Source organism: Paenibacillus sp. NAIST15-1 (assembly GCF_001894745.1).
In the GTDB taxonomy this organism is placed as follows: domain Bacteria; phylum Bacillota; class Bacilli; order Paenibacillales; family Paenibacillaceae; genus Paenibacillus_B; species Paenibacillus_B suaedae.
Map to the genome: position 1 here is coordinate 200,172 of NZ_BBYF01000003.1, position 26,104 is coordinate 226,275.

At 39.3% G+C, this 26,104-nt stretch carries 35 protein-coding genes and 1 pseudogene; 1 reads left to right on the forward strand and 35 read right to left on the reverse strand.

Annotated features, from left to right (window positions below):
* Positions 1-78: 78 nt before the first annotated feature.
* The 30 genes and pseudogenes from PBN151_RS08435 to PBN151_RS31845 all read right to left on the reverse strand — a co-directional run bounded on the left by PBN151_RS08435 (position 79) and on the right by PBN151_RS31845 (position 21,871).
* Positions 79-1,299: a collagen-like triple helix repeat-containing protein gene (locus tag PBN151_RS08435; RefSeq protein WP_072728661.1), complete on the reverse strand. Its 1,221-nt coding sequence runs from the start codon at positions 1,297-1,299 to the stop codon at positions 79-81.
* 312 nt (positions 1,300-1,611) lie between these two features.
* Complete coding sequence (locus tag PBN151_RS08440; RefSeq protein WP_072728662.1) at positions 1,612-2,421, reverse strand: class I SAM-dependent methyltransferase; 810 nt, start codon at positions 2,419-2,421, stop codon at positions 1,612-1,614.
* 10 nt (positions 2,422-2,431) lie between these two features.
* Positions 2,432-2,707, reverse strand: coding sequence for a hypothetical protein (locus tag PBN151_RS08445; protein WP_072728663.1), 276 nt, complete (start codon positions 2,705-2,707; stop codon positions 2,432-2,434).
* 169 nt (positions 2,708-2,876) lie between these two features.
* A complete protein-coding gene (locus PBN151_RS08450; RefSeq protein ID WP_139295307.1) occupies positions 2,877-3,410 on the reverse strand; it encodes a YfiT family bacillithiol transferase in 534 nt (177 codons plus the stop codon).
* A 114-nt stretch (positions 3,411-3,524) separates the two neighbouring features.
* Complete coding sequence (locus tag PBN151_RS30675) at positions 3,525-3,698, reverse strand: GNAT family N-acetyltransferase (protein WP_227774536.1); 174 nt, start codon at positions 3,696-3,698, stop codon at positions 3,525-3,527.
* Positions 3,699-3,713: 15 nt separating this feature from the next.
* Entirely contained in the window at positions 3,714-4,229 is a 516-nt protein-coding gene (locus tag PBN151_RS08460; protein ID WP_155987241.1) for a CPBP family glutamic-type intramembrane protease, read from the reverse strand.
* A 214-nt stretch (positions 4,230-4,443) separates the two neighbouring features.
* Entirely contained in the window at positions 4,444-4,950 is a 507-nt protein-coding gene (locus PBN151_RS08465) for a GNAT family N-acetyltransferase (RefSeq protein ID WP_072728664.1), read from the reverse strand.
* Positions 4,951-5,066: 116 nt separating this feature from the next.
* Positions 5,067-5,539 (reverse strand): annotated as a pseudogene (locus PBN151_RS08470) (GNAT family N-acetyltransferase).
* 11 nt (positions 5,540-5,550) lie between these two features.
* A complete protein-coding gene (locus PBN151_RS08475; protein WP_072728665.1) occupies positions 5,551-5,967 on the reverse strand; it encodes a VOC family protein in 417 nt (138 codons plus the stop codon).
* Positions 5,960-6,628: a hypothetical protein gene (locus PBN151_RS08480; RefSeq protein WP_139295308.1), complete on the reverse strand. Its 669-nt coding sequence runs from the start codon at positions 6,626-6,628 to the stop codon at positions 5,960-5,962. The genes PBN151_RS08475 and PBN151_RS08480 overlap by 8 nt, the downstream gene beginning before the upstream one ends.
* Before the next feature lie 45 nt (positions 6,629-6,673).
* The gene (locus tag PBN151_RS08485) at positions 6,674-7,084 is read right to left on the reverse strand and encodes a GNAT family N-acetyltransferase (protein WP_139295309.1); all 411 of its coding nucleotides are present in this window, start codon (positions 7,082-7,084) and stop codon (positions 6,674-6,676) included.
* 189 nt (positions 7,085-7,273) lie between these two features.
* Positions 7,274-7,747: a VOC family protein gene (locus tag PBN151_RS08490; protein ID WP_072728668.1), complete on the reverse strand. Its 474-nt coding sequence runs from the start codon at positions 7,745-7,747 to the stop codon at positions 7,274-7,276.
* A 454-nt stretch (positions 7,748-8,201) separates the two neighbouring features.
* On the reverse strand, positions 8,202-8,690 hold the full coding sequence (locus tag PBN151_RS08500) for a cysteine hydrolase family protein (protein ID WP_072728669.1): 489 nt from the start codon (positions 8,688-8,690) through the stop codon (positions 8,202-8,204).
* 217 nt (positions 8,691-8,907) lie between these two features.
* Positions 8,908-9,453, reverse strand: a complete 546-nt coding sequence (locus tag PBN151_RS08505; protein WP_083545069.1) for an NUDIX hydrolase — start codon at positions 9,451-9,453, stop codon at positions 8,908-8,910.
* Between the two features lie 48 nt (positions 9,454-9,501).
* On the reverse strand, positions 9,502-10,425 hold the full coding sequence (locus PBN151_RS08510) for a DUF7638 domain-containing protein (protein ID WP_072728670.1): 924 nt from the start codon (positions 10,423-10,425) through the stop codon (positions 9,502-9,504).
* Between the two features lie 29 nt (positions 10,426-10,454).
* Positions 10,455-11,375, reverse strand: a complete 921-nt coding sequence (locus PBN151_RS08515) for a serine hydrolase domain-containing protein (protein ID WP_227774537.1) — start codon at positions 11,373-11,375, stop codon at positions 10,455-10,457.
* Positions 11,376-11,439: 64 nt separating this feature from the next.
* Positions 11,440-11,823: a hypothetical protein gene (locus PBN151_RS08520; protein ID WP_072728671.1), complete on the reverse strand. Its 384-nt coding sequence runs from the start codon at positions 11,821-11,823 to the stop codon at positions 11,440-11,442.
* Positions 11,824-11,862: 39 nt separating this feature from the next.
* Positions 11,863-12,363 (reverse strand): hypothetical protein, encoded by a 501-nt coding sequence (locus PBN151_RS08525; protein ID WP_072728672.1) that lies wholly within the window; start codon positions 12,361-12,363, stop codon positions 11,863-11,865.
* 6 nt (positions 12,364-12,369) lie between these two features.
* Positions 12,370-12,660 carry a YhfM domain-containing protein gene (locus PBN151_RS08530; protein ID WP_072728673.1) on the reverse strand — a complete coding sequence of 97 codons (291 nt, stop codon included), beginning with the start codon at positions 12,658-12,660 and terminating at the stop codon, positions 12,370-12,372.
* A 205-nt stretch (positions 12,661-12,865) separates the two neighbouring features.
* Positions 12,866-13,804 (reverse strand): phosphotransferase family protein, encoded by a 939-nt coding sequence (locus PBN151_RS08535; RefSeq protein WP_227774538.1) that lies wholly within the window; start codon positions 13,802-13,804, stop codon positions 12,866-12,868.
* A 110-nt stretch (positions 13,805-13,914) separates the two neighbouring features.
* Positions 13,915-14,757, reverse strand: a complete 843-nt coding sequence (locus PBN151_RS08540) for a phosphotransferase family protein (protein WP_072728675.1) — start codon at positions 14,755-14,757, stop codon at positions 13,915-13,917.
* A 138-nt stretch (positions 14,758-14,895) separates the two neighbouring features.
* On the reverse strand, positions 14,896-15,528 hold the full coding sequence (locus PBN151_RS08545; RefSeq protein ID WP_072728676.1) for a hypothetical protein: 633 nt from the start codon (positions 15,526-15,528) through the stop codon (positions 14,896-14,898).
* A 399-nt stretch (positions 15,529-15,927) separates the two neighbouring features.
* Positions 15,928-16,470, reverse strand: coding sequence for a GrpB family protein (locus PBN151_RS08550; protein WP_072728677.1), 543 nt, complete (start codon positions 16,468-16,470; stop codon positions 15,928-15,930).
* A gap of 97 nt (positions 16,471-16,567) precedes the next feature.
* A complete protein-coding gene (locus tag PBN151_RS08555) occupies positions 16,568-17,002 on the reverse strand; it encodes a GNAT family N-acetyltransferase (protein ID WP_072728678.1) in 435 nt (144 codons plus the stop codon).
* 323 nt (positions 17,003-17,325) lie between these two features.
* Positions 17,326-17,916 carry a GDSL-type esterase/lipase family protein gene (locus PBN151_RS08560; RefSeq protein WP_072728679.1) on the reverse strand — a complete coding sequence of 197 codons (591 nt, stop codon included), beginning with the start codon at positions 17,914-17,916 and terminating at the stop codon, positions 17,326-17,328.
* Positions 17,917-18,188: 272 nt separating this feature from the next.
* A complete protein-coding gene (locus tag PBN151_RS08565) occupies positions 18,189-19,667 on the reverse strand; it encodes a methyl-accepting chemotaxis protein (RefSeq protein ID WP_072728680.1) in 1,479 nt (492 codons plus the stop codon).
* Positions 19,657-20,208: a hypothetical protein gene (locus PBN151_RS08570; protein WP_072728681.1), complete on the reverse strand. Its 552-nt coding sequence runs from the start codon at positions 20,206-20,208 to the stop codon at positions 19,657-19,659. The genes PBN151_RS08565 and PBN151_RS08570 overlap by 11 nt, the downstream gene beginning before the upstream one ends.
* Before the next feature lie 259 nt (positions 20,209-20,467).
* Complete coding sequence (locus PBN151_RS08575) at positions 20,468-20,941, reverse strand: DinB family protein (RefSeq protein ID WP_072728682.1); 474 nt, start codon at positions 20,939-20,941, stop codon at positions 20,468-20,470.
* 254 nt (positions 20,942-21,195) lie between these two features.
* A complete protein-coding gene (locus tag PBN151_RS31840; protein ID WP_227774539.1) occupies positions 21,196-21,513 on the reverse strand; it encodes a hypothetical protein in 318 nt (105 codons plus the stop codon).
* A 34-nt stretch (positions 21,514-21,547) separates the two neighbouring features.
* Complete coding sequence (locus PBN151_RS31845) at positions 21,548-21,871, reverse strand: hypothetical protein (RefSeq protein ID WP_227774540.1); 324 nt, start codon at positions 21,869-21,871, stop codon at positions 21,548-21,550.
* 325 nt (positions 21,872-22,196) lie between these two features.
* Between PBN151_RS31845 and PBN151_RS08585 the strand changes: the two genes are divergently transcribed.
* Positions 22,197-22,901 (forward strand): SMI1/KNR4 family protein, encoded by a 705-nt coding sequence (locus PBN151_RS08585; protein WP_072728683.1) that lies wholly within the window; start codon positions 22,197-22,199, stop codon positions 22,899-22,901.
* 116 nt (positions 22,902-23,017) lie between these two features.
* On the opposite strand, the gene PBN151_RS08590 is transcribed toward PBN151_RS08585, so the two are convergent.
* The 5 genes from PBN151_RS08590 to PBN151_RS08610 all read right to left on the reverse strand — a co-directional run bounded on the left by PBN151_RS08590 (position 23,018) and on the right by PBN151_RS08610 (position 26,094).
* The gene (locus PBN151_RS08590) at positions 23,018-23,656 is read right to left on the reverse strand and encodes a flavodoxin family protein (RefSeq protein ID WP_083545071.1); all 639 of its coding nucleotides are present in this window, start codon (positions 23,654-23,656) and stop codon (positions 23,018-23,020) included.
* Entirely contained in the window at positions 23,656-24,159 is a 504-nt protein-coding gene (locus PBN151_RS08595) for a hypothetical protein (protein WP_083545072.1), read from the reverse strand. Before PBN151_RS08595 ends, PBN151_RS08590 begins: the two co-directional genes overlap by 1 nt.
* On the reverse strand, positions 24,156-24,734 hold the full coding sequence (locus PBN151_RS08600) for a TetR/AcrR family transcriptional regulator (RefSeq protein ID WP_072728686.1): 579 nt from the start codon (positions 24,732-24,734) through the stop codon (positions 24,156-24,158). The genes PBN151_RS08595 and PBN151_RS08600 overlap by 4 nt, the downstream gene beginning before the upstream one ends.
* A 197-nt stretch (positions 24,735-24,931) precedes the next feature.
* Positions 24,932-25,405, reverse strand: a complete 474-nt coding sequence (locus PBN151_RS08605; protein WP_072728687.1) for a GNAT family N-acetyltransferase — start codon at positions 25,403-25,405, stop codon at positions 24,932-24,934.
* Between the two features lie 152 nt (positions 25,406-25,557).
* Positions 25,558-26,094, reverse strand: coding sequence for a GNAT family N-acetyltransferase (locus PBN151_RS08610; protein ID WP_227774541.1), 537 nt, complete (start codon positions 26,092-26,094; stop codon positions 25,558-25,560).
* Positions 26,095-26,104: the final 10 nt, after the last annotated feature.

Genomic DNA, 26,104 nt, shown 5'->3' on the forward strand with positions numbered 1-26,104 from the left:
TGAAGTGCCATAATAAGAGACCTACCATCATAGCTGATGTGCTCGCCATATGGGAAAATACTGAGCCTCATCTATAAATCACAATATAGCAATTACCGATATCGACACATTCGTAAAATCCGTTGCCACACCTGACGTATTGATAAGCTCTAACGTACCTGGAGTCCCCCCGGTTTGAATGATCGTGTGTGAGGACAACTCTACGATTACACCTGCAACGGTATCGTAACTTGCAGTCGTGACGATGACATTAATTCCATTGAATTGCAGAGTCGCGGATGCTGTCGTTCCAGCAGTCGTAGCCTGCGTCTCGTAATCAACGAAGTACGTATGATTTGGAGCAAGTACGATTGTGGGTGTCAAAGGTACATGTGTGATTAATGTACCATTTACAGTTAAATTCGTTTCTAATATAAGCGGAGCGCCGTCCGCTACCGTTTGTGTTCCGACAGTGACAAAGTCGGCGTTGTTCACCGTAATCAAGCCTCCGGTGGCTCCAGCTACTCCGGTGGCTCCGGTGCTTCCAGTCGCACCGACTGCTCCAGTCACACCTGCCGCTCCCGTTGCTCCTGTAGCGCCAACCCCATTAGGACCCGTCGCTCCGGTCGGCCCTGGTGGACAAACCGGACACGGCCCGGTAATTCCCGTTTCTCCGGTTGCACCGGCGACTCCTGTTGCTCCTGTTGCACCCGTATCGCCCGTTGCTCCAGTAACACCTGTTGGCCCGGTCGTTCCCGTTGCTCCAGCTGCACCAGTCGCTCCGATGGCCCCTGTAGGGCCAGTCTCGCCTGTTGATCCAGCCGTACCCGCAGCCCCGGTGGCTCCAGTTCCACCTGTTAATCCAGTTGCCCCTGTCGCTCCGGTCAGCCCAGTTGGCCCTGTCGGGCCCAATGCCCCCGCTGAACCAGTCTCGCCTGTTGCCCCCGTGCTTCCGGTAGCTCCGGTAGGCGATAAGCCGGTAGGCCCTGTTGGGCCAGTAGCCCCCGTCGCCCCCATTTGCGGAGCAGCTGCCGCATTCAGTACCTGCTCCAGTTTGTCCTCAATAATCAATTCCTTTTGAATCGTCGCCGCCAACACGCTGCGAACGCTGGCATTGGTTTGCAATACATCGCTAATCGTTGCAGGAGCTTCTAACCCAGGAAGCGTCCCAAGGACATATTGAATTTTCTCTGCCTCCGCGTTCACTAGATGACTAAGCGAGAGTTCTTCCATAGCCATTGAAATAAGCAATAAATTGATTGCATCGTCTCTAGTAATACTTATTTGGGGTGTAATGTTCGGTATATTGGGATTTGACATCCAGCTTCCCTCCCTCAGGAAAGTAGTTCCTGATAGATTGTGAAAACGTACCATGTAATAGGAATCTACTACCTAGCGATTGAACAATATCGCTATCGCTCCTTTTATTTTATGTAAATCGATTTTTATTGCGTGGGACAAAATAGAACAAAAAAAATCGATTCTCACGAATCGATTAAAAATAAGAGTTTGCCATGCATTTTCCATGCACATGATATATTCTTCATCTTGTTTCACTCTTGATACTCCACATCAGTCTGTCCAACTAGCAGCTGGTCATGATTCTGCCATTCATGTAAACGGAGTTACCTGTCACGATTTTCTTGCCTTAACTACATAATGAAAATTGATTACTCTTAATCCTTTGTCAGTTGCATGCTCTGCAAATACCTGTTCAACGCCCCGAAGACAAGCTGACCAGACATATTCACGAACTTCCTTCCTCTGTCCAAAGCACTTCTTCATGAGCACATCTTCTGGCCTTGTCAAATACTCTACTTCCTCAACCAGTTGAACCTGAAAATCGGTCAATCCGGCTGTTCGCTGAAACTGATATCTCGTGACCAAATCATCCAAATCGTAAGGATCATAAGATAGCGGGGTAAACAATCCAGGGAACAGGCTTCTAAGCCCACCATCTGTCCCTCCATGATATAAACCCATCATCATCCCATTCGGCTTTAGAATTCGAGATGCCTCCTCGTATAACCAAGGCCCTTTCTTCGTATAAACGAGGTCGAACGTGTTGTCTCCAAAGGGCAGCAATGCATCCTCCACATTTACGAGCATGAAATGTACCGATTCACTTTCATTAAGCTGCCGCGCTTGTCGGATAAAATTCTCTCGATTATCGATCCCAACAGCTTCCTTCACTCTATGATTCCAACGTCTAGTAAATTCACCGTGCCCACATCCAACATCTAATATCCGTGAATCACTAGTGAGATGCGACATTATCTCCTTTTCATAAATCATTTCCGCTGTTGGCTCTTCAAAGGTAGATTTCCACGGATACTGGTATTCTCCTACGATATCATTCAGCTCTGCATACCACTCAGGGCTATGCGGTTGTATCCACTCAGGATGCAGCGATGGATCGGGAAACATTACAGTTCTATTCATGATTACACCTTCAGCCTTTCTCGCTCATCACATCAATCAAGAGCGTTGGTTCGAATATGATTTCTTCGATTTCGCCATCTTGATCCTCTTTGACTGCTGTAAGCCCAACAGGTCGATATGCCCCTGTAATCAACGTACTGCTTATACGATCAAATTCCGCTTTCCCTAACTTGCAAGGCGTGTGTCCGATAATTTGCAATTTACCAATATTCTTGAGTTTCCCTCGATTCCACAACACGCTGTCTGGATGTGAACCATGCACATCACCAACAACCAACAGTTCCATATTCGTCCTCCATGAAGTGGCAACACTCACTGGCCATCGATACCCATTATATTCCTATAGAACATGTTCGATCCTCACTCTCATTTTCCTCTATCAAATAGAAAACGTACCCCGATAACCCGATAGTACGGTTACTTGGATACGTTTCATCTTCTTGCATCATGTACACTTATATATTATGTATTTTTCTCAATCCGGTAATATGGGCGATATGATGATTGCCATGCCAAGCGTACAATCCCACATTATAATCTAATCGAATTACTTCTTTGGAACCCGGGTGGTAAAACTGTTTTTGAAAATCAGCCTCAGATAACGATCGCAGTAACACAACCCATCTCTGATGCAATGCTTCGAGCAACTGAATCGATAATTGGATATTTGTATGTACCGAGTCCGGCAGTTCAGCCCATCGTTCTTCATAATAGGGCTTAATCTCAGGTGTATCTTCCGTAAGAGCAAGCTTGAATCTGATAAAACTATTCATATGACTATCTGCAAGATGGTGTACAACTTGGCGTATTGTCCATCCACCTTCGCGATATTCCAGGTCTAACTGCTCTTCAGATAAGTCTCTTACGGCATCCTTCAGTCTGACAGGGAACTCTTCAATCTCGTTGATCCAAAGATCGCGTTGCGAAGACGAAATCTCTCCGGTGTGCTCAAAGCTACCAATGGGGTATCGTTTATCCAACTGATTCATCAGGGATCACTCCTATTTTCACTGCATATTACTCAAATCGTATGTGAACTTCAACAGCTTACGCCTTGGATCAATCTATAGCTGCTCTTAATGTAAAGTACATGAGATTGTCCTTCAATTGACTCGTTTGATCAAATCCCATTTTCTTAAGCAGCCTCTGCGATTGAATATTATCTCCATAAATCTCGTAACTTCTGGGATGGAAAAATGTCTATATACGGCATCCGCATCTTCCATCGTTAATTCCCGCATACTCAATCTTTCCGTTTCAAGTTCTGGGTATATCATCTATCATTCTCCTTTTCAACTGCCTACCGACATTCTTCTTCTGCTAAAATAGACACTTAGTACATTAAACTCGATATGCAGCATAAGAGGCAACCATATGGAATGGGTATGATCAGCGATTATGCCGAAGAAAATACCGCCAAAGAATGCAAATAGCATAAATCGGATACTCATGCGTGACAACCTATAATATTGAAGGTGGCAGATGGCAAAAAGAAAAGCTGTTATCAGAACAGCAGGGGTAACAGATAACCCCATTATGGTTAAAGATGAGCTTGTGGGCAAGCTGCTGCTTAATAGCGGAAGCACTAATCCTCGAAATACCATCTCTTCAAGCAGAGGGTAAGTTAAACAAAAGTGAATGGTATCGTAAATCCCGATCGGACGATATCCTGATCTTTGAGCCAAGAATACATTTACGATTGCAACAATGAAGAATAATGTCATAACTGGCATGACGCGTTCTGGTATTTTGTAAATATACTGCTCCCCATACCATAGAGATAGTACAGATACTACAATTACGGTCATTCCCCAAAAAATGATTGTTGATTTCTCGACATCAACTTGAGTTACTACTTTCAAAATGCTCTGAACGATTATGAAAGAGAACGTCAATAACAGAGATATGCCAATCGCCAATAACAATGCTCTTCACACCTTCCATCTAAGTTATGGTCACCATCCGATCGACATGAGGAACAATATTATTTCGCTTGCCATTCACAGCGCTTGCTAGTTACTCTTAAGGTAGCTGCAAGACCATCCAGTCTTCATCGAAATATTGCCCATTATATTTTAAGGCACGGCGCTCAATGCCATAGGTCTGGAATCCGACCGTGGAATACAGCCTCTTAGCTGGTTCATTGCTTGATACCACTGTTAAATTGATCTGCTCTACGCCATGAATTTCGCTCGCCCTCGCAATTAAAGCAAGCAGCAAGTTTTTCGATACCCCTTTCCCACGCATTTCTTCTCTCACATACATCCCGAACACATTTCCTTTGTGGGCAGTTTTCATCCCATTCTCTCGTACAAAAGCAGCTATTCCTAGTAACAATCCTTCGTTATCAAACGCACCCATCACAAATTTGTCCTTACTTGATTTGACTCGCTCCATTACCGTTTCCAGTGTGAAATTCGCTTCCCACTCATAAGTAGAACCAAATGCTTCAGGATTTGTCTGCAGCCCTGTCAATCTAAGCTCCTGATAAGCCTGTGCATCACTCTCTTGAAGAACTCGTATATTCATTCTCCTGCCCCATTTCTCTCGAAATGTCACTAGTCTATTTAACTGTTCACTTCGTCACAATTTCTAAGCGCATCTTAGATTCGTTCAACGTTTTCTTCATTTATCTATCGATGTAATTAAAAAGTGAATCGATAAACAATCTCATCCTCATATACAACCCTAGTCTCACAAAACCCGAGCTTTTCATATAGCTTTCTAGCTGCTACATTATCTACACATACTGTTAGATTCACACACACGCTTTGCGAGTAATTTTCTTTTATGTAACGAATTGCAGAATTGATCGTTTCCTTTCCATATCCCTTACCTTGTTCATTTTTATCAATGATCAATCCATTTAGCCAATAGGATTGGGTTGTTGTATCATCTACCGTAATCATGACAAAGCCCACTAATCGACCCTCTGCATTATACACACAAAATGGTAGATATTGATATTCATCGCCATCTGGACGGATATGTACCTTGGCTAAAGACACTGCTACTGATGGGACAAATGGTTTTGATGTGCTTGAACTTGCAAGTTTAATACATCTTTCCAATTCTCACGTGTAGTCGGAATTAATCTGATCACCACTACATCACTCATCTCCATCCGCCTTATGAAAGCCCTGTCGTATTTTGCAACACAATTCTCCATCCATCTGGGTCACAAATGGTTATCCCATTTTGCTGCCAGTAAGGATTTTCTGGTTCCACAATTGGGTAGCCCATGGTGACTAATCTAGAAACGATATCATCCCGTTCCTGTACGTCTGGTATATAGAACACCAGCAAATTATCTGAAGAGGGGGGCGGTACAGGCACTGCATGTACTTCCTGCGTAAATTCCAAATGATAGTGAACATCCGGAAGACCGATCATTACGCCATCGTAGCCATTATGATTTACAAATGAACCTACAACTTCGAGACCAAGACCTTCCGAGTAGAATTCAACAATCTTCTGTAATTGATGGGTGGGCCTTGCCACTCGAAATTGAACAGCAGGCATATCCTTCGACCATGTCTTATTCATACATACAGCCTCCCATATTCATCCTCTGACTCACGATTTCGCATAACAAATGAACGGTATGATTCACAAACCCATCAATATCTTCTCGTGTCAGATAGATAAACTCATGATCTTCAGCAATTGAGTTCTCATGATAAAACTCCGTTATATTTTTGATCTGCTGACTCGTTTGACCTGCAGGAAAAAAGCTCAAATACTCTGGATATTCATCTATATGCTGAAAGTCAGTCCAAAAAATACTCTCTTTATTCTCTTTAAGATATACGAAGTCATGCCCGTACCAATCTTTCTTAACTAATGAAGTATATTCTGGTGTATTTATTATGGATTGAAATACCTCTTCCTTCTTCTTATGATTGGTGAGTTTGATCCACTCTTCATCCGTCACCAAGTGAAAATAATAGCCTAAATAATAGGAGTCCTTGGGGGATGAGATATCAATAGGATCTGCAAGATACTGCTCATAAAATGACTCGGCGGTTATGACACGATTAATTTTAAAATGAGTAATTTCCTTCGGGGGCGTAGGTTTTCCATCCTCACCAATGAGCCCACAGTCTGGGCCGATATTCCCTACTAGAAAATCAATTTTTGATACCGGTAGATTTCTACTGATCAATGCTTCAGCAATTCTAAAATGCGTAACCCAAGTCGCCATCATACACGCTCCCTCAGCTAGAATTTATCGCTTGCAAATTGTTTCTGCTTAACCTGGAATGTAAGTATGCTCTGCAAAACTGGCCAGTTCTTCAAAGTGATTTCGTTCATAGAATCGTTTAGCTCTCCAGTTGGATTTCGCCACACGCAGACAAACACTATCTATCCCCTTGTTCGCTCTCATATGTGCAACACAGTGTGCCAATATCACACCGCCATACCCACAATTCTGGTAATCTGGATTCACTACCAAGTCTTGAATGTAATTGTTATGGATGAGATAAGAACCGATCAATTGATTCTCTAGCCAAAATGAACGAAGTTCATCGCTGCGTGTCTTGTTTTGAAGCAAGTTAAGGAACTCTACCCGATTAGAGCTATGCCAATCCGTTATCTGAGCATTTTCCAGCTGTAATTGGAGGTATCCCCGATCAAATAATTCAATAAATTCTTGCAACATGGAGGGTTCAAACTGCTTTTCAATCAATTGTGACGGCGGTACATTATTTCCATTAGCATCCTCACTTCTTAATTGACTATATCGGTGCTGTAAATACAACACGACCCAGCCTTTGATAGCTGTTATCTCGGACTGGGGCGTTATTTGTATTGACCTAAGTTCATCCAGAATGAACCTTTTTACCTTCAATTATGATTGTAACAATGTAATTTTGCTTGTTTTCGCAATTTTATTCCACTCACTTAAATAAGGTACATATCCGATATCTTGAGGCTGATCTGGCAGCCATGCAATCAGTTCAAGTTCATTATGATCAGGATCATTGAAATAAATGGCTGCCGCTGGCATCCATGTATGTACGATCGGTTCCGTTGGCTCTTTGCCAAAAGCTTGAATCGGCTCTATCCCTTTTTCCTTTAACCAGTCAATTGCTGTTGTTAATAGCTCCACATCTGTTCCGAATGCAAAATGTCTTCTTTGCACCTCATTACTCTCCGGAACTTCCCAAAGCCCAAGCAATTGTCGATCCTTCCCGATATAAAAAAAGGCAACTCTTCTTTCTCCATCGAGTAAAGATAGTTCAAGACCTAGATTCTTATAGAATTCAATCGATTTATCCAGGTTCTTCACTTGTAAATGTGTCTCATATAAGTTCTGAATCATAATGATGATCTCCTTAGGCTTATGATGTACTAATTTGTGAAATTAGTAATTTCCTACTTCTATGCTATGCGTAATAGCCGCCTTCTATTAAATAGGTTCCTGTCTCTTTATAATGCTTATAGATCTTACTAAATGCCCTGTTTGCTTTATGCTGATAAGCTCCGTCACTTAGACAGGGTCGAATTACTTTCACTATTTGTGTCATGCTCGTATCACTAGGAATCTCACCAGTGAATAACTTTTCTAACTCTAATTCAAATATCCCCTCAAAATTCTCTGAACAATCCCCATACACATAGATGGCTTTGTTATCATTCATTTCAAGTAATTTGAATTCAATACAGAATGCCATAACATTACCGTCTTTCTTAGGTTTCTTAATAGCCGTTTTTTCCTAGAGTAGTTGTATCCATCAATCTGTCCAAAGTCGGGGGATTCATTAAATACCCTTATTTCATTTATTGATCATATATTGAATTACGGGGTACGAAATGATATCCCGATCTCTATACGTTGATGTGATTACATCCTGATGTCTGCTTACAATTCCATTTTGTAATATCACCGCATTAAAGCCTCTTTCACGAGCGCCATTATAGGTAAACAATACGCAATGTTCTGCCGCATACCCTGCCAGGACGATGAATTCAATTTCATGATTCTTAAGAATCTGCTCAAGTTCTGTGTCCCAAAAAGCATTGGGATTCTCTTTTGTCAAAATGATATCCTGATCTTGAATTTCAATTTCCGAAATCGTACGATAGTCATCACGATTTGTATCCGTAATCCCTTCGATGTCTTGAATATGAACGACAACATGCTCATGAGAACGAATCATACCCGCTACATAATTGATATACTCGCATGCTCTGTTTACAACTTTCTCTTCAACGTCTTGCAGGTGAATGGCTTGCATATCAATGACTAGAAATCCAATTTTCATCGGAGACACTCCTTCGAAGTATATTTATGGAGCAATACATTCATAAAACGTTTGAATTTGCGAAACGCCCCAACCCTAGATAGCTTTTATCTTAGGCTGAGGCGCTGTTTCTCTGCGCTGCTTCCATGATTATACATCCTAAATCCAAAGGAGGATAGACCCAAACACGTAGCCCTACTACCACTTCACCACAGGGAATCACGATACAAAAATCCCTTTATCTTTTCAAAGCATCTCTTACTCTTATTGCACTTTCTAAAGCACTCTTATCTCTGTTTCTTCCTTTAATGGATTTTGTCAGATGAATCATCTCAAATGCTTCTTCTACATCAACCCAGCGTACCTCTTGAGTCTCAGTATCATGCTCCGTCACCACGCCTGTTGGTTCCATCATGAAATATTTTGTCCTACACGTATCCGATTCATATTCCCCAGGAACTGAAGCTATAATATTACATGCATACCCCGTTTCTTCTTGCACCTCTCTTCTTGCTGTTTCTTCGGGAGTCATATCTTCTACATCCGGGCCTCCCTTTGCAAATGTCCATACATATCCACCCCAATGATTCTTCGGGCTCCGCATGAGCACTTTACCTTCTGTATTAAATACAATTCCTCCATATGCCATTTCTTTATCCATCTCACTCAGCGCCTTATTTACATGATTGTATTTTCCTACCGCATTGCTCAACAACCATCCTGAAGGAAGGAAAACTAGCTCCTCATTCTCATGCATGTATTCCCTACATATGTACTCTTTCATACTCTCGGTATATCACTTGCAGTGTTTCAATAGCTTGTACATGCTCAATTACACTTCACGCTTCTCATCGGGTCTGTAGATGATTCTCCGATAATCCCAATCTTTACTATCCATATCACCTAAGTACATTCTCTCATGCTCTGGTACAAGCTCATATTTTACTTTTAGATTTTGGCGGTAAAACTCAATCGGATCCTCTAGATATTGGTAATATGCTTCTCTACACTCTTCTAAAGATGTCTTCTCGCCTTTAGCTTTTTTATACATATCGATCAGCTCGTTATATTTATCCTCGATATTTGTTGGATAGATGGCTTGTGAGAAGGTTACTTCACCTAAATCAGATAATATAACTTTTGTTGGTTCATTAAAGTCAGTGAAGAAGGTGCCATTTCTAAAAAGTTCAGCAATCTCCTCTAAACGATAAGTCAGTTCATTCTCCTGGAAATAGCAAACCACTACCCCATTTTCGTAAATAACTAGATTTACCAAATGATTATTATCTTCGTACTTCATGAAGATAGAGAACTCATCGCCAGTTATTGTTTCATAGAACATTTCACGAACAACATAAAAATTAATAGCTGTAGGCGAATACGTAATTCGTCGTTTCTCCGCCAATTCTTTTTGCCAAGAAGTGATTTCATAGATATTTTCGAAGTTAGGATTAATCGTTCTAATTTTGCTTTCTATGTGCTTGTAGTATGCGGGCTTATCAAATTTCCATTCGGCTTCTTGAACGATATACATTCCTAGACCATGTATAGAGAGTTCTTCCTGTTCTGGGATTGTTGGAGTTAACCAATCAGAACGAAGCTTTTCTTGAAGCCCATTCAAATCTACAAGTTCCCAGCAATTTGACATCCCATCCTCATACAAATCAACATTAATATAAAAATAAGAACCACCATTATTTATGATCCCAGGAACTGTTACACCTTCTACTACTTTTGTTCTCCGTATTTTCTGCATATGATTCACACCCTCGACCATTTATTGTTTCACTTTCGTTTAGACCCTTGAAGACAAGTATAGAATATTTCATTAAATGAATTCTGATCTTCCGTGTAGTCCACCGTATATTTATTGAACATTCGAACCGCTACCGCTTGATACTCTGGCACAACTACACAGTGGCAACCTGCTGCACCTGATGCATAATACCACTTATCCTGATAGTACCATCCAAAAATACGCTTCTTATCCTCCGTATCCATCCGCAATCGTTCAATGAATGTGAATACGTCAGCAGGTATTAACTGACTATGATTGATGAAACCTCTATTGAGATGTAAATTTCCCCACTGTGCCAGGTCTCTCGTACTTGAATACAGATTTCTTTCATGACCCTCATTGGACTCAATTCGAACGGACGCATAGCCGTCTGCAGCTTGAAAATCACAAACTAATTTCTCTTTTGGTACCGAAGCCCATTCTGTATCCGTTAACTCCATCGGTTTAAATATACGTTCTGTAAGCAGTTCCGCAATATTACATCCCGTCAGTTCTCTAATGAGGTCGCAAGCTACTTCCTCACGCTCAATACGGTTTGGTCCAAAATATTTAGCGCCTGACTTGGTTGCTAAATCTCTTATTGTCGTACTGCCCAACTCGTATTCAGGTTTATTCTTGAGAGCTTCAGAAACCTTACAGTCTACGGACAACTTGCCTTCTACAACCGCGATTGCTGTAGCAAGTCCGACATATGTCTTTCTTAGTGAATATAAGTTAAACATAGAATCAGTTGCTACGGCGAGAGCTCCCTTCTTAAAATGATGATGTCCCGCATACCATTCTGCTAACACTTTGTTGTCCTGAATAATCACTATCGAAGCAGCGGAAGATCCAAACTTTTTTCCCGCTTCTTCTGTATATGAAATTAACGGTAAAAACTTGTTATCAATTAATGTTGTTGCTGTCATAACTATGACCTCCAATTATGTTCAAATTTGAGGGGTTCGATCTTCCACATATTCACTTATCAACTTACAAGATACCTCTTTGTATTAAGAAACTATTCCCCTTTCTCTTGTACCATCCAATAAAATCATTAGTTACATGTTCGTGCTTAATTATCCCCATATAATCTGTCCCTGGCTTATTAGGTACAAAATCCGTTTCTATTACATAAACATTGAAATAAACTCTATTTTCTTCTTCTGTTGTCTCAATTCCATTAATCCTCTGTAACAACTCTTCTACTTCTATGAAATCAAATTGATTCTCTTTTTCAATAATGTAAAATGGATAATTCGTATTCGGAAGCTCAATAATGATCTGATTGTTTTTTAAATCATTTGGTATCGAGTCCTCTTTGAATATTCCTGATATCCATTGATGCCGCTGGTTCGATGCTTTGACAATATACATATCCATCATCCTCGTTCAGGTATTAATATTCTGATCTCTTCAACTAGTTCTAATATATAAATTTACATCTCTGGCTACTTCATTGAATATATTATAATTATCTGAGTTGCTATATATTGGCCAAGATAAATCAAAGTTCCCTATAATTGCAGTCTTGGCTTCAATAAAATAAATATTGTAGAAACACTGTTCTCTCGTCATAAAAGTAAGGATATTCAATAAATCATTACTTTCTTCAATTCTGAAGATTGCTTTTTCAGAATGCTTTGGTTCACTAAAAATGGGACGCTGTAATACATATACTGATCCAGGAATCATTTCTACACAACGTTGAAAGAACTCCACAAATCTATGCTCATATCTAGCATTATGTTCTGCACCTAGCAACATGGCCGCATCTTCAATCGATAAGCATTTAGGGTACACATCTAGAATCCCCACGTTTGTAAATAAAGAATTTGGATTTTCAATTTCTTCAACTTCCAATACACTAAAAGTTTCTATCAGATTTGAAACTTCTTCATCCGTTGCTTTTCTCACTTGTCATCACCTTTTGTATATTAGGTCTTTCAAATCTTTACTTAAGTTCTCTGGGATTTCATAACCTTGTTCCGTATTGGGAAGCTTTAATAGGAGACCTTTTTGCGGATATTCAATATTCTCTATATTCAAATGATAGGTACGTTGAGTTCCATCTACAGAATACACGGTCATAAGAAATATTGCTCCATAATCCAGAATTCCATTCATTTTGTTCGATTCATTAATAGCCTGCATAAAAAGAGCTATTGAATCTAAGTCTTTAAACTGTTTTTCTTCAAATGGCTTTTCATTCATCCTTAAACAAAGTTGTATACATTCCAGCTTAATACTACTAACGTCTTGATTGTTGCGATCACTGTTATTTTGTAAACTGCATCCTGATATCAAATTCATTACAATAAAAAGTACAAATAAATTGATTGTATTTAGCTTATTAATGGGTTTAGCCCCCTTTTCAATCCTTTAGGGAAGTTATTATCATGTTTCCGTTAGTCGAATTTTATTGTACAGTCTTAATGATAAGTTGCCTCACATCCGCGATTCTGTTCGGCATTTCTGGAGTCGAACGATTCAGTAAATCACACAAGGCAATCAAATCCTCCAGCTTAGATAATAGAACCCAATTCTCATGCAGGAATCCACCTGAACCCCGGTATGCCTTTATAAAATGACGTTCGAACAAGGAATTGTCGTCTTCATACCGAAGCATGTTCCCGATATCAACATAGCGTCTTCCTGAGAAGGCGAACTCCCAATCCAATACCGCCGATACTTCGAACCCATCTGGCCTTTCAATCACCAAAAGATTTAGACCATTGAAGTCCGAATGAACGAGGACTGGCGGTTCATGAATTTCGGATATTAGTGAACGGTGCGACTCACAGAATAATCGAACCTTCTCCGTTGCTTCCGCTCCCAGCCATTCCCCAGTTTCCCCCTTATCCAAGCTTTCGGAAATAAAAGAGATAAATTCGTTCTCATCCATGTTAAATGGGGTGGAGATGGTAAGATCCCCTGCAAAAAAACCTGGACATCCAAATGCATGACTGTGAATACGAGCTAGTACACTGCCGACAGATTCCGCAACTTTTGCAATCTGGCGTTCATCTCCTCTTTGTAGAAGATCACGCAGCAACACTCCCTCTTTCCACTCTATTATTGCCCAATCATATTCAATTAGCTTTCTGCTCGCATCCAGATATATATAATCGGCAACTGGCACGACGCCGCGCAATCTCTCAGCGATTGCTTTTTCTTTTGAAGCTACGTCTGAACCTCTAGCAAAGATCCTTAAAAAGTAGGGTGTAGTAGTTCCTTCAATCTCCACTTTATAGGTACCATTACTAAGTCCCGTTTGTGTTCGTTCAGCTTTTATGAGTCGTTTGCCATCGAAAACTTGGCTAATCATACTATTAAGAGTCTCATATTCGATGTGCATACTACTCTTACTTGATCTTTCCCATGATTCTTTCACTTTGTGCACTCCTGTTCACTTAATTGATCGAATATCTCGTTGTGTTAGCTGATGTCGCATCTTCATTGATATAACTACTCTTTTTTCTCCATTAGAGTCCTTCTAATCTCTTCAAGAAGCTTCTCTTTTTCCAAATCGGATACAGCATCTGCAGATAATTTTCTAGCAGCAATCGGTGTTAACCAAGGAGCCACATCATCATAAGTAATCCCTGATAATTTTGTGTATTCATCCATAAAAAAAGTAATTAATTTCTCTCGGATGAATTCAAATTCATGAATTAGCGCCTCTGGAAAATGAGGAGGTAAAATCGCATAACGAATCATAAGAATATATTCCGCTATATCAGCCTCAGGATTGCCAACTGTAGCATTACTCCAGTCTATCATGACCGCCTTCCCATCGTTCTCAATGATTATATTTCCTGGATTCGGATCACCATGACACATACATTGTCTGGTTGGCAAAGAATCAAGTAATGAGATTACACTCTCTTTTTCATGAGCTGTTAAGTAGTTCACACTCAAAATGTGCGATTTAATAACCCTTTTTTGATTCGGCAATTCGTGCCCATCACATAAAATTTTGTGTACGCTATATAATTGTTGAGCTGTCCGTCGAATATCATCCTGGATAATTTCAGCGTTATAGCCAGCCTGTTTCATAATACGTTCCATAATTGTCTCACCAATAATTTGTTCAACTATAATCCCTGGTCTGCCATCCACTTCTGTTACATCAAAAGGTTGAGGCACAGAGAGACCACATTCCCAAGCGATGGAATTATTGAGATATTCCCTCTTTGCAGCTTCAATACTCGTATTTTCCTTGGCAAGTTTAATGATTTGATTGTTTCCAATTTCGAAAACTTCAGAGCAGCCTCCTTCCCCAATCTTGTTACCCAATGTGATTGTCATAATAGATCATCCTTTCTTATGTCCCTATATAGGCTTAAAGTGCAACTCACCCGGTTTCTAATTTCTTCATTATGAATCGTCCCAAGAAGACCAACGATTGTCATTCATTAACTCTCCTTTGTATTCGAGACTACTTTGTTAGGCGAAGTCATTGTCTTCCATGATTAATCCTGCATACTTGTCCCATTCTTTATTATCCGTATTTATTTCGATTGTCGGTACCATTGATTTGGACGCTTGAATCCTAAGACTATTTTGCGTATCAATCAATTCTTTGCATGCCAGATCGATTTCTTCCCTTGATTTGTTAATCCAAACCTCAGGGTTTCTACTTTTTATTCTTTCCTCGACTATATCGTCGGAAACAGTCAGCAATAAACACTTAGCTCCTAATTTGATTAAATCATGCTCTATACTTGTTATTTCTGCATCGTCTGAATCCGAGAATGCGACTCGGTGATTTAGATGGAACCGCTCTAAGATAAAGAATAGACCTCTTGATTTTCTTTTCCCTGGACCTAAATAGGCTGCCCATTCATTTAGATTCTTTAGCATACCAACTCTATTTCGCAGAAGTTCGAGATGCTGGCCTCTTGATAATCGAACAAATTCGCCTTGAACATTATTCAGAATCTGAGAGTAATGTTCCCCAAGTATTATGACACTCAACTCCGCGGATTCATCGAGTGCTTGAGATTGTTTTATCGCTTTGAGTAGCGATGTCTTACCAGCATTGGAATATCCTTCGAGAATTACTCCTTTAATGTTCATTGATTTGGTTTCCCTTTCCTTCTAAAATGATTTCGCCTATCGTTCTGGTATCTACGAACCCTTTTTGATGGAAATAATGCCTCCGTAAAAAGGCTATGATCATTTTTGAAATTACTTCAAATTGACAAGAAGGGATTCGTCTCGCAAGACAGATTGCCTTGTTAACCCTGTTGGGTCTCTCTAGGCATATCTTTTCATCCCCTTCATCCTTTCATTTATGGTTCGTGGCAATATCTAATAATGTTCGAGTGTTCACAAAACGACCCAGCCTTAGATAGCTCTTATCTTAGGCTGGGTCGTTTGTTGACTGAGATCTTCTGATATTATACATCTAGAAACCAAGATGCAGTAGTCCCAATACGCGAATACAGTGTTATGTGAAGCTCGCGGCTTAGTCACCTACAAAATACTCTTGTATTTGTCCAAAACAGTATTCACAAAATGGGTTTTTCCATCCGTATATGCCGTACGATTATTAGTAAATCTCTCTGCGAGTTCTTTCTTTAAAGATGAGTAAGCGGCTACTAAATCCGGCTGTTGTCTTAATATATCTCTGAATGTTATGTGCTTCTGTAATGCATCACTTTCCTTGTTGCAGACATAAAGATGATGTTTCGGTTTTTGATTCATCTCTTCATTATGGGGAACTATGTCATCAGTTCTTGCAAAAGCCTCCCTGTTCTCTACCCCTAAATTACCCTCATGAAAGTAACCTAATTCACTCAACTTTCCAATTACCTGAGGAAGTAATGTCATAGAGTCTATTACAATATCTATATCAAGAATTGGTTTGGCAGAAAGGCCTGGAACAGAGGTGCTTCCAACATGCTCTATGGTTAAAGCTAACTCTCCTAATTTATTTCCTAATATATTTTTCAATTCATTAAACATCACAGGCCATGCATCATTATAATCTTCAATAATCACTGGTCTCAAACCCAACTTGAATAGCCCTCCATATTAATATATTTCGAAGATCTCCGATAACGTCTCTCTTATTCATGACGCCCCACCATCTTAGTATGGGCTTTGAACACTCTTAATACTCCAGTTTATAAACAATTTCCCCATCTATTACTCGGCCATCTTCTTCAAATCCTAATTTTCCATATAGCTGTTTTGCCCAAGTATTCTCTGGTTCAAAGCTTATGTATATAACCCGATGCTGTATGTCTTCTTTAATCCTTTCAATGAGCAGCTGCATAGCAGCCTTCCCATAACCTTTTGATTGATACTTAGTATCTATCATTAACCGATAAATCCAATATTCATGATCTTCTTCATCTATACAATACATCGTAAATCCCACTAGAACTTCATCATGATAAATAGCCAAGCAGACACACTCTGGGAATGCCTTAGCCTGTGCGAGCGAAAACAAATTTGTCGCTACAAAGTCACTTTGTTCATCAGCGACACTCAACTTAATGACATCAAAAAAATTACTACGATCTATTTCCTTAAGTGCTATCATAAATGCTCCCCTTTTCTTCATTCTCTTAATCTTGGATAATATACGCTCCTCCGGCTGCTAGAAGAATGTTCTCCACTTTCATAATTACACGGAAATCAAAATTTTTCCACCATTTAACCTACATACGCCCCTATCCAAATCTGTGACATTAACTATGTTGGGATTCAATAACTCATTAAAAACCCCACGCATTTACTTATATTTTACAATTATAGCATCTCACAAATGATATAGAAGGTAGTAAACAATTTATAACTAAACTGTCCGTAAGCTAGTAAAATGAGCAGGCTGCGGTAGCCTGCTCAACAAGATGTGTTATTAATTTATTGTATCCCGCTAGCTGATGATTTCCCAGAAATTATCAGTAACTCGTCACTTATTATATTGGATAAATAGTCATAACCAAGCTCACCAAAATGAAGTCCATCATTCAAAAGTCCTCTCAAAATTTCTGACAAATTTTGAAGACTGACCATGCTTGTGAACAAATCTATATGATGACTGCCAGTTGCTAGACTGATTGCTCTCACGACCTCTGCATACTGCTTAAGTACGGCATTGGTTCTCGTATGCTGTAATCCTTCGTCAACTGGTGCTGGACTTATAAGTATCGTTTTTTGAGGAGTTATCGCCGTTACAATATTAGTCAGGTTCCTTTCAAAGTCATTCAGTTGAACCCTAGTGTGGGATGCAGCATCGTTCGCTCCGAATAAAACCGTCACGAAATCTGGATTATGAATTAACACATCTTTCTCGATTCTTTCGAGAGCATCGGACGTAGTGTTACCTGGCACGCCAGCGTTAATGATTTCCCAATTTCCTCTTAATTTATCTTCCAGTTTTATTGATATTAGGGGACGTTCATGACCTTCCGTTCTCGCAGTAATGCTGTCACCAAATAAGACTAATTTCATTTTATTGCTTCCTTTCTTCAGGAGTTATGTCTAATAAAATCTGTTACTCTCTTGTTGAACATACCTTCATTCTAGCATGCTTCTTAATTTACTAGCAGTACCCTCTTGTGGATACTAGAGGAATCATTTAGAAAATGATTGAGGGGATGGATGAATGAAAGACTGATTCCTTAGATGAGCCTGAATCAAAAAATCCCCCATTGAGATATGGCATGAGCTCCTGTGTAAGCTAGTCCAAACTGACATCTCCATGAGGGGACTTATTCATCGTTTTAGTTTCTCGCTATAGCAGATACCTGTTTTTCCAACACTTCAAACCCTTCTGATATTCCTTCTATCTCCGCTTGTTGTGTAGTCACTAATGACAATATTTCCTTAAGGTTCTCAGTATTCTTTTCAGTAATTTCAGCACTTTCTTCAACCGATGTGCCAGTCTCCTGCACCATTCCTCGAACATTCTCCATAAAGTTCTGAAGGACTTTTGTTCGGTCAGAGAAGTTATTTATATATTGCTCGATTTCTAAGAAGATGGTTTTAACTTCACGCATACCATCACGATTTTTGGATATAGCCCCTTGCGAACTTCGAACCTTGTCTGTTGCAGACCCAACATACTCTCTTATTCGAAGAAGAACACCAGTAATAGATTCCGACGACACCTTAGTCTGTTCTGCGAGCTTTTTAACTTCTTGGGCCACTACTGAAAAACCTTTACCTTGCTCTCCAGCTCGAGCTGCTTCAATACCAGCATTAAGGGCCAAAAGATTTGTCTGATTGGCCAATTCTCCAATAACAGAGAGTATTCTTTCAATCTCCTCAGTTTCAGAATTTAATTTGTCCATGATTTGTGAGGTACTCTCGATGTTGCTATTGTATTCAACAAGGTCATTCTCCAAATAGCCAATCCACTTTCCACTCTCTGCAGTTGCCTCTTTTGTAGAAACGACATATGTATGCATTTCAACTACAGACTGTGTAGCATTATCGATATTATCGGTAGTCTCATTCATTTCGGTGCGCAAGTTTAAGGCCTGTTTGTTCAGCATCTCAAATGAAGCCAACATATTTTCAATGCTGGATACTAACTCTATTGATCGCGTGTTTGCGTTGCCGGTGGTTTGGTTCAATTCAGTTTGGTACTCTTTTAATGTGTTAATAGACTCATTGATAAGTCTGAGTACCTCTACCGTTTCTTCCCTACTCTTTATTGCTTCATGTGTCTTTTCATCTGCAGTTTTTTGAAGTGTATTATTGAATCTTGCTTGCAAGAGATTTGTGATAGCAACAAAACAAAATGTTACTAAGTAGAAATATAAATCTAGATAGGCCGTTGAATGAAAAATGATTTCACCTTGCGTCACAAAGTAATAACTTACAATAGATAGAGTAATAAATATAGTCAAAAAATTGATGCGTTTGCTTTGATAAATCCCCATGACAGCAACAAAAAAGAATATCGTCATTATATTGATCATATGTGGATCTAATTTATTGATATAGAACATAAAGCCACCGATTACTGCGAGAATATAATAAGTAACATAGCTCTCTATTTTCCCTCTAAAACGCGGCCGATTCGCTATATATAGAACGGGTAGCATAAGTAAATATATGATACCTAGAACTGAAAATACAAATGAAGGTGGTATCCCTATGATTAAATTTACAACTTGGTTAAATGTAATAATCAGAGCAAATACTAAACCAACCCAGTTGTTTCTCTTTCTAACTAATTCTGTTTTATTTAGCATGAAGTAAGTCTCCTTGTAATTCTTTAGGTTGTGTGTACCAGGAATATTGAGACAATGATAGATTTGAATACGCCTTTCCCAAATGGAATACAGTCGGTATTGCCGTGGCACCTTTGTAAAACAAGTTTTCCCCTACGCGCTCTGCCTCAATATGATAGCTGTTGTTAAAAGAATGAAACACTCCAGGATCAGAAAGTCCTATTGAGTGCGTAAATCCATGCCACCCCGCGTAAGCTACCATCATGCAAATGATTTCACGCCCTAGTCTCCCTCTAAACTCTGGTAATACAGCAAAACTATCTGTCTCAACAACTCTCATATTAGGCGTTAATACATCATCAAATATGCCTCTTATATAATCTGAAACATATTCATAAGGTGTAAACTCAAAAGTCCCGCCTGCTTTCCCGTCAATGAAGAATAGGTACTGGTCTGAATTTGGTTTTGCATACTCCATGTCAAAACCTTTTTCGTCCCAAGAAATCTTTTTGATCCGATGCCATTCATACAAATCTTCTTCTGACCTAACCTTTTTATACATATTGCCCTCCTGTTACTCTTAGCTGCCAAGAAAATATGGACAGATGTCCATAAAAGTGTAACCTCTCCATTTATCGGCTCAATTCTATTTAATTTTTAGGGAATTAATGAAAAAATCGTCCCATTTTCATGTGTTTCTTTCATTTACATTTCAATTGATTAGACAAATAAAGAACCTCGAACAAGGCTGATGTGCCATTGTTTGAGGTTCCTCCCCAATAAAGAAGCTAGTGCCTTCTTCGGATCGACTTTGAAAGATCTTACATTATCTGTTTCGTCATCAAAAAATCTTGAATTTGTTTCATATGATATCTTTCATGAGATATAAAGAATTCTGTTAAGTATGTTCCAATAGTGAATCCCCGATCTCCCGGGTAAACTACAGAAAATTGATTGTCTTCCAGCTTCATTAAATTATTTATCATTATTTGGCGATTCTTAATTGTTTCTTCGATGATTTCTTTCTTATTTCTTCCCTCTCCATAAATAATGGATTGTTCATTAAATCCTAAATAGTCTGGATGTTCTCTTAATTCAGGAGATTTACTTTTTAATAAATTTGGGAATGTGACGTTATTAAAATAATCATCCCATTTCATGATATGGGTAATAACATCATGAATTCTCCATTTCCCTTCACCAAGGGGTGAAAACCATATTTCATCCTTTACGTTATCTAAAGATTCTACGAACGACACAAATTCATCTAATTCAGAAATTAATTGTAGTCTCATTTTCTTTCCCCTTTGTAAATTCATCTAGGGAAATTATACCACAATACAAGAATGTATGTTCTGTTTTATATTCTAAATCTTCTTTTAGGCACTTGCACTGGTATCAGTATTCATGACATCAATCTCCCTTGGATAGCGCTTCTATCTTAGGAAAATCGATGTGTCCAGCTGCTCTCGCTTCTCTGCATCTCAGTTGCCAGTCGGATACTCTTCAACCGCCAACCGTATCGTGGGGCGAATGCACCAATCGTGAGTCACGCTTTCCTCAATGAAAATAGAATATAGATCGATTCAATTTCATGGAATTCTTCCAAAACCCACGAGGTTTTAGTTAAAATTTGCTGCAACCCCTCCAGCCCAAGATAGCGGATTTGCACGCCAATAAACTCTGTAAATCCAAGGTATCCCGGATTTACATGTGCCCGATCGAAAATTAAGGAACCCGTGACCCGGGCATCTGCTGGGGAGGTGGTAAACAAATGGTTTAGATTCTCAATGATATCTGAATCCGAACCGTACTCAAATAGCCCGCCCTCCGATGAACAGATCTGAATCCATCCGGCTCGTTCCAAACTCAACTTCAGCAGTTCCTCTGGTTGGCTCCAGTCATAATGAATGATATTGAGGGTAATGTCCAGACCATAGAAGCGTTCCCCGGCTTAACTCGGGACCAAGTTTGTACACCAGGGTACGCATGCCGCTAAGATATGAATTGTCAACACTCGACATTTTCACAAATATGTTCTGAATAAAGCGAGGCATCTTCTTTAATGATTCAATACTCCGGGCTGACTTGAGACAGTTCAAATGATACGCCTGTTCATCAATACTTCCGGTGAAAAGGGGATGAGTAATATCCAGTATAGGTAATTGAGTATCATTCTCGAAAACTGCATAGGGAATGCGCTGATCTCGATTTGCCTTCATCATTTTCAACCCCACCTCACTTGAAAGACGATTTAAATCTAACGAAAACCCACAGCGAGCGTTGATCTTCCTTTAGAATTCAAAGGGACTCTGAGCTCGAAATAGCACTTAATCCTTAGACTCCTTGAACGTCAATTATTACTTCGTTTGGTAACGAGACTTTAATTTCGGATAACGTTGCCTCGGCTGATGATTATCATACTGTGATGGCTGATAGCCACGTTCGCGCTCCTTTCCATGCAATCGGCACAATGTTTTTCTGTGGTATTTAATAACAAGTTCGCGTTTGCTATACTGATAGCAAATATCGTGGTTTTGGGAGGATAGTATGAACGAATTAGAGCAGATTGAACATAAGTACAATTTTACGTACCCGAAACTATATAGACAGTTGTATTTAGACGGTATGTTGGATTCGGGCGGAGAATATGGGCAGGATTGGAACGCAAAGTATTATGCCAAATTAGCCCAAAACCCGCCTATGCTGTTTTTCGGCTTTGACTTTGAGTTGCTGAAATGGAACAGTATCGTTGAAGAAATCGAAGCATTCAAAGACCCTAACGATTATCGTCAGACGAAACCAGAGTTTCAGTTTGTTCCATTTGGTCGACAAAAAAACGGAGATTTGTATGTGTTCCAATTTGATAGACAAAACGGTGAGGATGTACCTGTTACGTTGGTTTACCACGATGATATTACCGCTGTTGTTTTGGCGAAAAATTTACAGGATTTTATTTTTCGGGACTTGCTTGAAGATTTAACGAGTATGAAGTATTCCCATACAGCAAGTGGCGATTTGAAAGTCAATTCTGCCAACATATTAAGAACACACCGAAAGTATTTGAAGCATAGTCAAGTTGAAAAGTTGGAAGAAATATATGGTAGAGATGTTCTTGAATACATAGAAACGACCTCAACAGGGCTTGAGTTGCAACTGGAAGGGTTAATCTCAAACGATGAATTAGAACAGGTGTTAAAACAGGAGATTAGTTTCGACGCGCTCGACAACGAGTTTGAGTATTGCAATTCATAGACACGCACAAGACGTCAGACCATCTACGGGCTGACGTCTTCGCTTTGTCTTTCCGATTTGGTTTATAAATAAGAAAAGCTGTTCCAAATCGATAACGCAGGGAGAACTGTGCCTTCTTAAAGCCTTTTCATAATATCCTTCTTCTTTAGACCATTCTTTTTAGCTTTTGCATGCCAAAAAGAGTGTGTCGCTGCAAATCGCCAGGCAAAGCGTGGGAAATTGGGGCTGAACAGCAAGGATTCATCACTTCCCTGCGAATGTATATTTTTTGCCAGACTCTCCATTGCCCTTCCTAGATTTTTTAAAGGGCCCTGGCCAAGTGGTACCTTTTCGATAAAACCCATCATTTCACCAGCGCCTTGTCCGATTCCTTGTCCAAAATGAAGGCCGGATCGTATACACCAATTTTTGATGATTTCAAGAGCAATGCAAGTTTGCTTCCCCTCATAAAATCCATTGTTTACAAGGGCATAAACGTAAATTTCCTTTTTCCGTTCTGCCTTCATATACCCTTCAAGCGTAGTCAGCATCCTTAATAAATGCGACGGTATTGCATCGAAGTATAGAGGAAATGCAATAATCAGTGTATCCATGTGGCAAAGCTCGATGTATTGCTCATCGGTAAGCGGTTTTTTATTCATGTTATAGTGTGATATTTCATACTCAGAGTTTATCAGGGGTTCGAGTGCTTTGAGCATCCTGCCCGAATTGCTCTTTCCTAACTTGGGGCTTCCATTTATCATAGCGATTCTCATTATATAACCCCCTTAATTGTTTGTAAGCTGTTATGGAAATACGTCTTGTTTCCTATGGAATTTAAGTTCACGCTATTCGCCGCAACCAGAGCTTGTGCGGTTTCCTTTTCTGCTTTGGTTATGTCATTTCCATAAAAATGAACCGATAGAGTAAATTTGTTATCATACCGGAATCGGTGATGGGTTTCTCCATTTTTGATTGCAAAATAAGGAAGGAGATATGGCAAGCTCCTATCCACAATATTGCACACAAAGGGGCTGTAGCTCCCATAAACACATTTACTGATAATAACCAGCTCATGACATTTTGAAAGAAGCTCGCCCATATTGTCATAACCATCCTTTATAACGCATTCTCCCGGTGTTCTGATCCAGCATCCAAAGCAACCAATGCATTTACGGATTGTGCCATTGTCTGATATAACCGTTACGTCTGTATTTGGGTTATCATACAACGCCATGAATTCTTGTTGATTCAAATCATGGATAATCATTTTCATCATTCTATCTCCTTAATACAATTGTTTATAAAAACATGAATCCAGTCCCCGGAATATCGAATACCCTGATTGGTAAGCAGCGAGGCTATGCCGTGTACCATTGACCAAAGAACAATCAGTTTTTCTGAGTAAGCTTCCTCTGGCAATCCTATGCTGTGAAACATTTGATACGCCGTTGTCCTGAATAAAGCAAATGGCGGATAATCATTGGCGTTCTCATTGTCCAAATCAATGGTTAATCCTGAGTGATAGAAAAGGAACTGAAAATATTGCGGATTTTCAATGAAAAAAGAAATATAAGCCTGCCCTAGCAGCGAGGTTGCTTCGAGACTGTTTTCCTGTCCACGAATTGATGTACGCATCTTATCCATAAATCGCTCCGTTACATGCTCGCCCATAGCATAAATTAACTCGTCTATATCTTTAAAATGACTGTATGGTGCGGCATGACTGACGTTGCATTTCGCTGCGACCTTACGCAGGGAAAAACCTTTTAACCCATCTTCATTAATAAGCCCTATACCAGCTTCTATAAGTTTATTTCGCAAATCACCGTGGTGATATGGTTTTTCTTTCATTTGATATATACTTCCTTTCACATAACTTGACACTGTAAAGATCATAATAAACAATCTTTACAGTGTCAAGTTGAACTTTCGAATCCCTCTTTCACTTCCTCACGTATTAATTTCCGATAATGTACATCTATTCACGAAAAACCCCAGCCTTAGATAGCTCTTCAGGCTGGGGCTTTGATTGATGTTGCGTCTTAATGCTAAATCAAACGTTTTTCGTAAAACACAATTGTCATTTTATCGTTAATTTGTATGAGTTCCCCTGTCTTTTGATAACCTAATTTTTCATAGAGATAACAATTCCCCTGCTCTTGTAATATGGTATCCAGTTCCCAAATTCGCGCATCGTTATATATATCTTCGATTATAGAAAATACCTTTTGTGCAATTCCTTTCCCTTGATGTTCAGGCAAAATAAATATTGGGCTGACGCGATAGATTTTATTCTCTTTCCTTACAATTCTAATTGCACCTATTGAAATATTTGAACTTTTTATAATGTAGTAATCCGTAAACGATTGATTTAATCGATCTATTATTTGTTCCACAGATTCATTAGCAGGGCTGGTTTCATAATCCTGATATGTATTTAACAGCGGCATAAATGCTTTGATTTGCATTTCGTGAATCATCGTTGCTTCATTAAGACCTGATTTGATTAACGTGATGTCCATTTTATTACTCCCTCCGGATGCCTTTGAATGTCTTTAATTCATACCAATATATGATCAAGAATAAGATACTACCTGGTAAAAACGTAATAAAATATATCCATTTAGGTGCAAGTCCTGTCGGAGACAAAATACCTCCACACATTATAATGAAACTAACTAGAGATCGAAGCCGAAAGTCTTCCTCTATATTCATTCTCCAACATTCCCATTATCACCAAGGACTCATAATTTTCTTCTGATTTAATACATTCCCTTAACAAGCCTTCTACCTTAAATCCGGCCCACTCATATACGTGTCTTGCTCTATTATTATGTTCTTTAACATCCAACCAAAGCCTATGCGCTTTAAGATGATTAAACACGTATTCTTGTACCAGCTTCATTGTTTCCTTCCCATAACCTTTACCCTTTTCACCTATATTAATTCTAACTAATTCAATACAACCATTTTGATTTGATAGTCCTGATAATATGAAATACCCAATCTTCTGACTATTTGAGTTCTCTACAATCATATATATAAAATCATTGCTTCTTCCCAATGCATCCTGGTGTTTATCCCTGGTCCAAGAAATAATATATTTCTTGCTATCTGGATGTTTTTCTAATGAGATAATGAAGTCTAAGTCCTCTATTTTGGCTCTCCTAAATTGAATGTTTTTCGATCTCATTAAGTACTCTAAGGTCAAATCATATCCT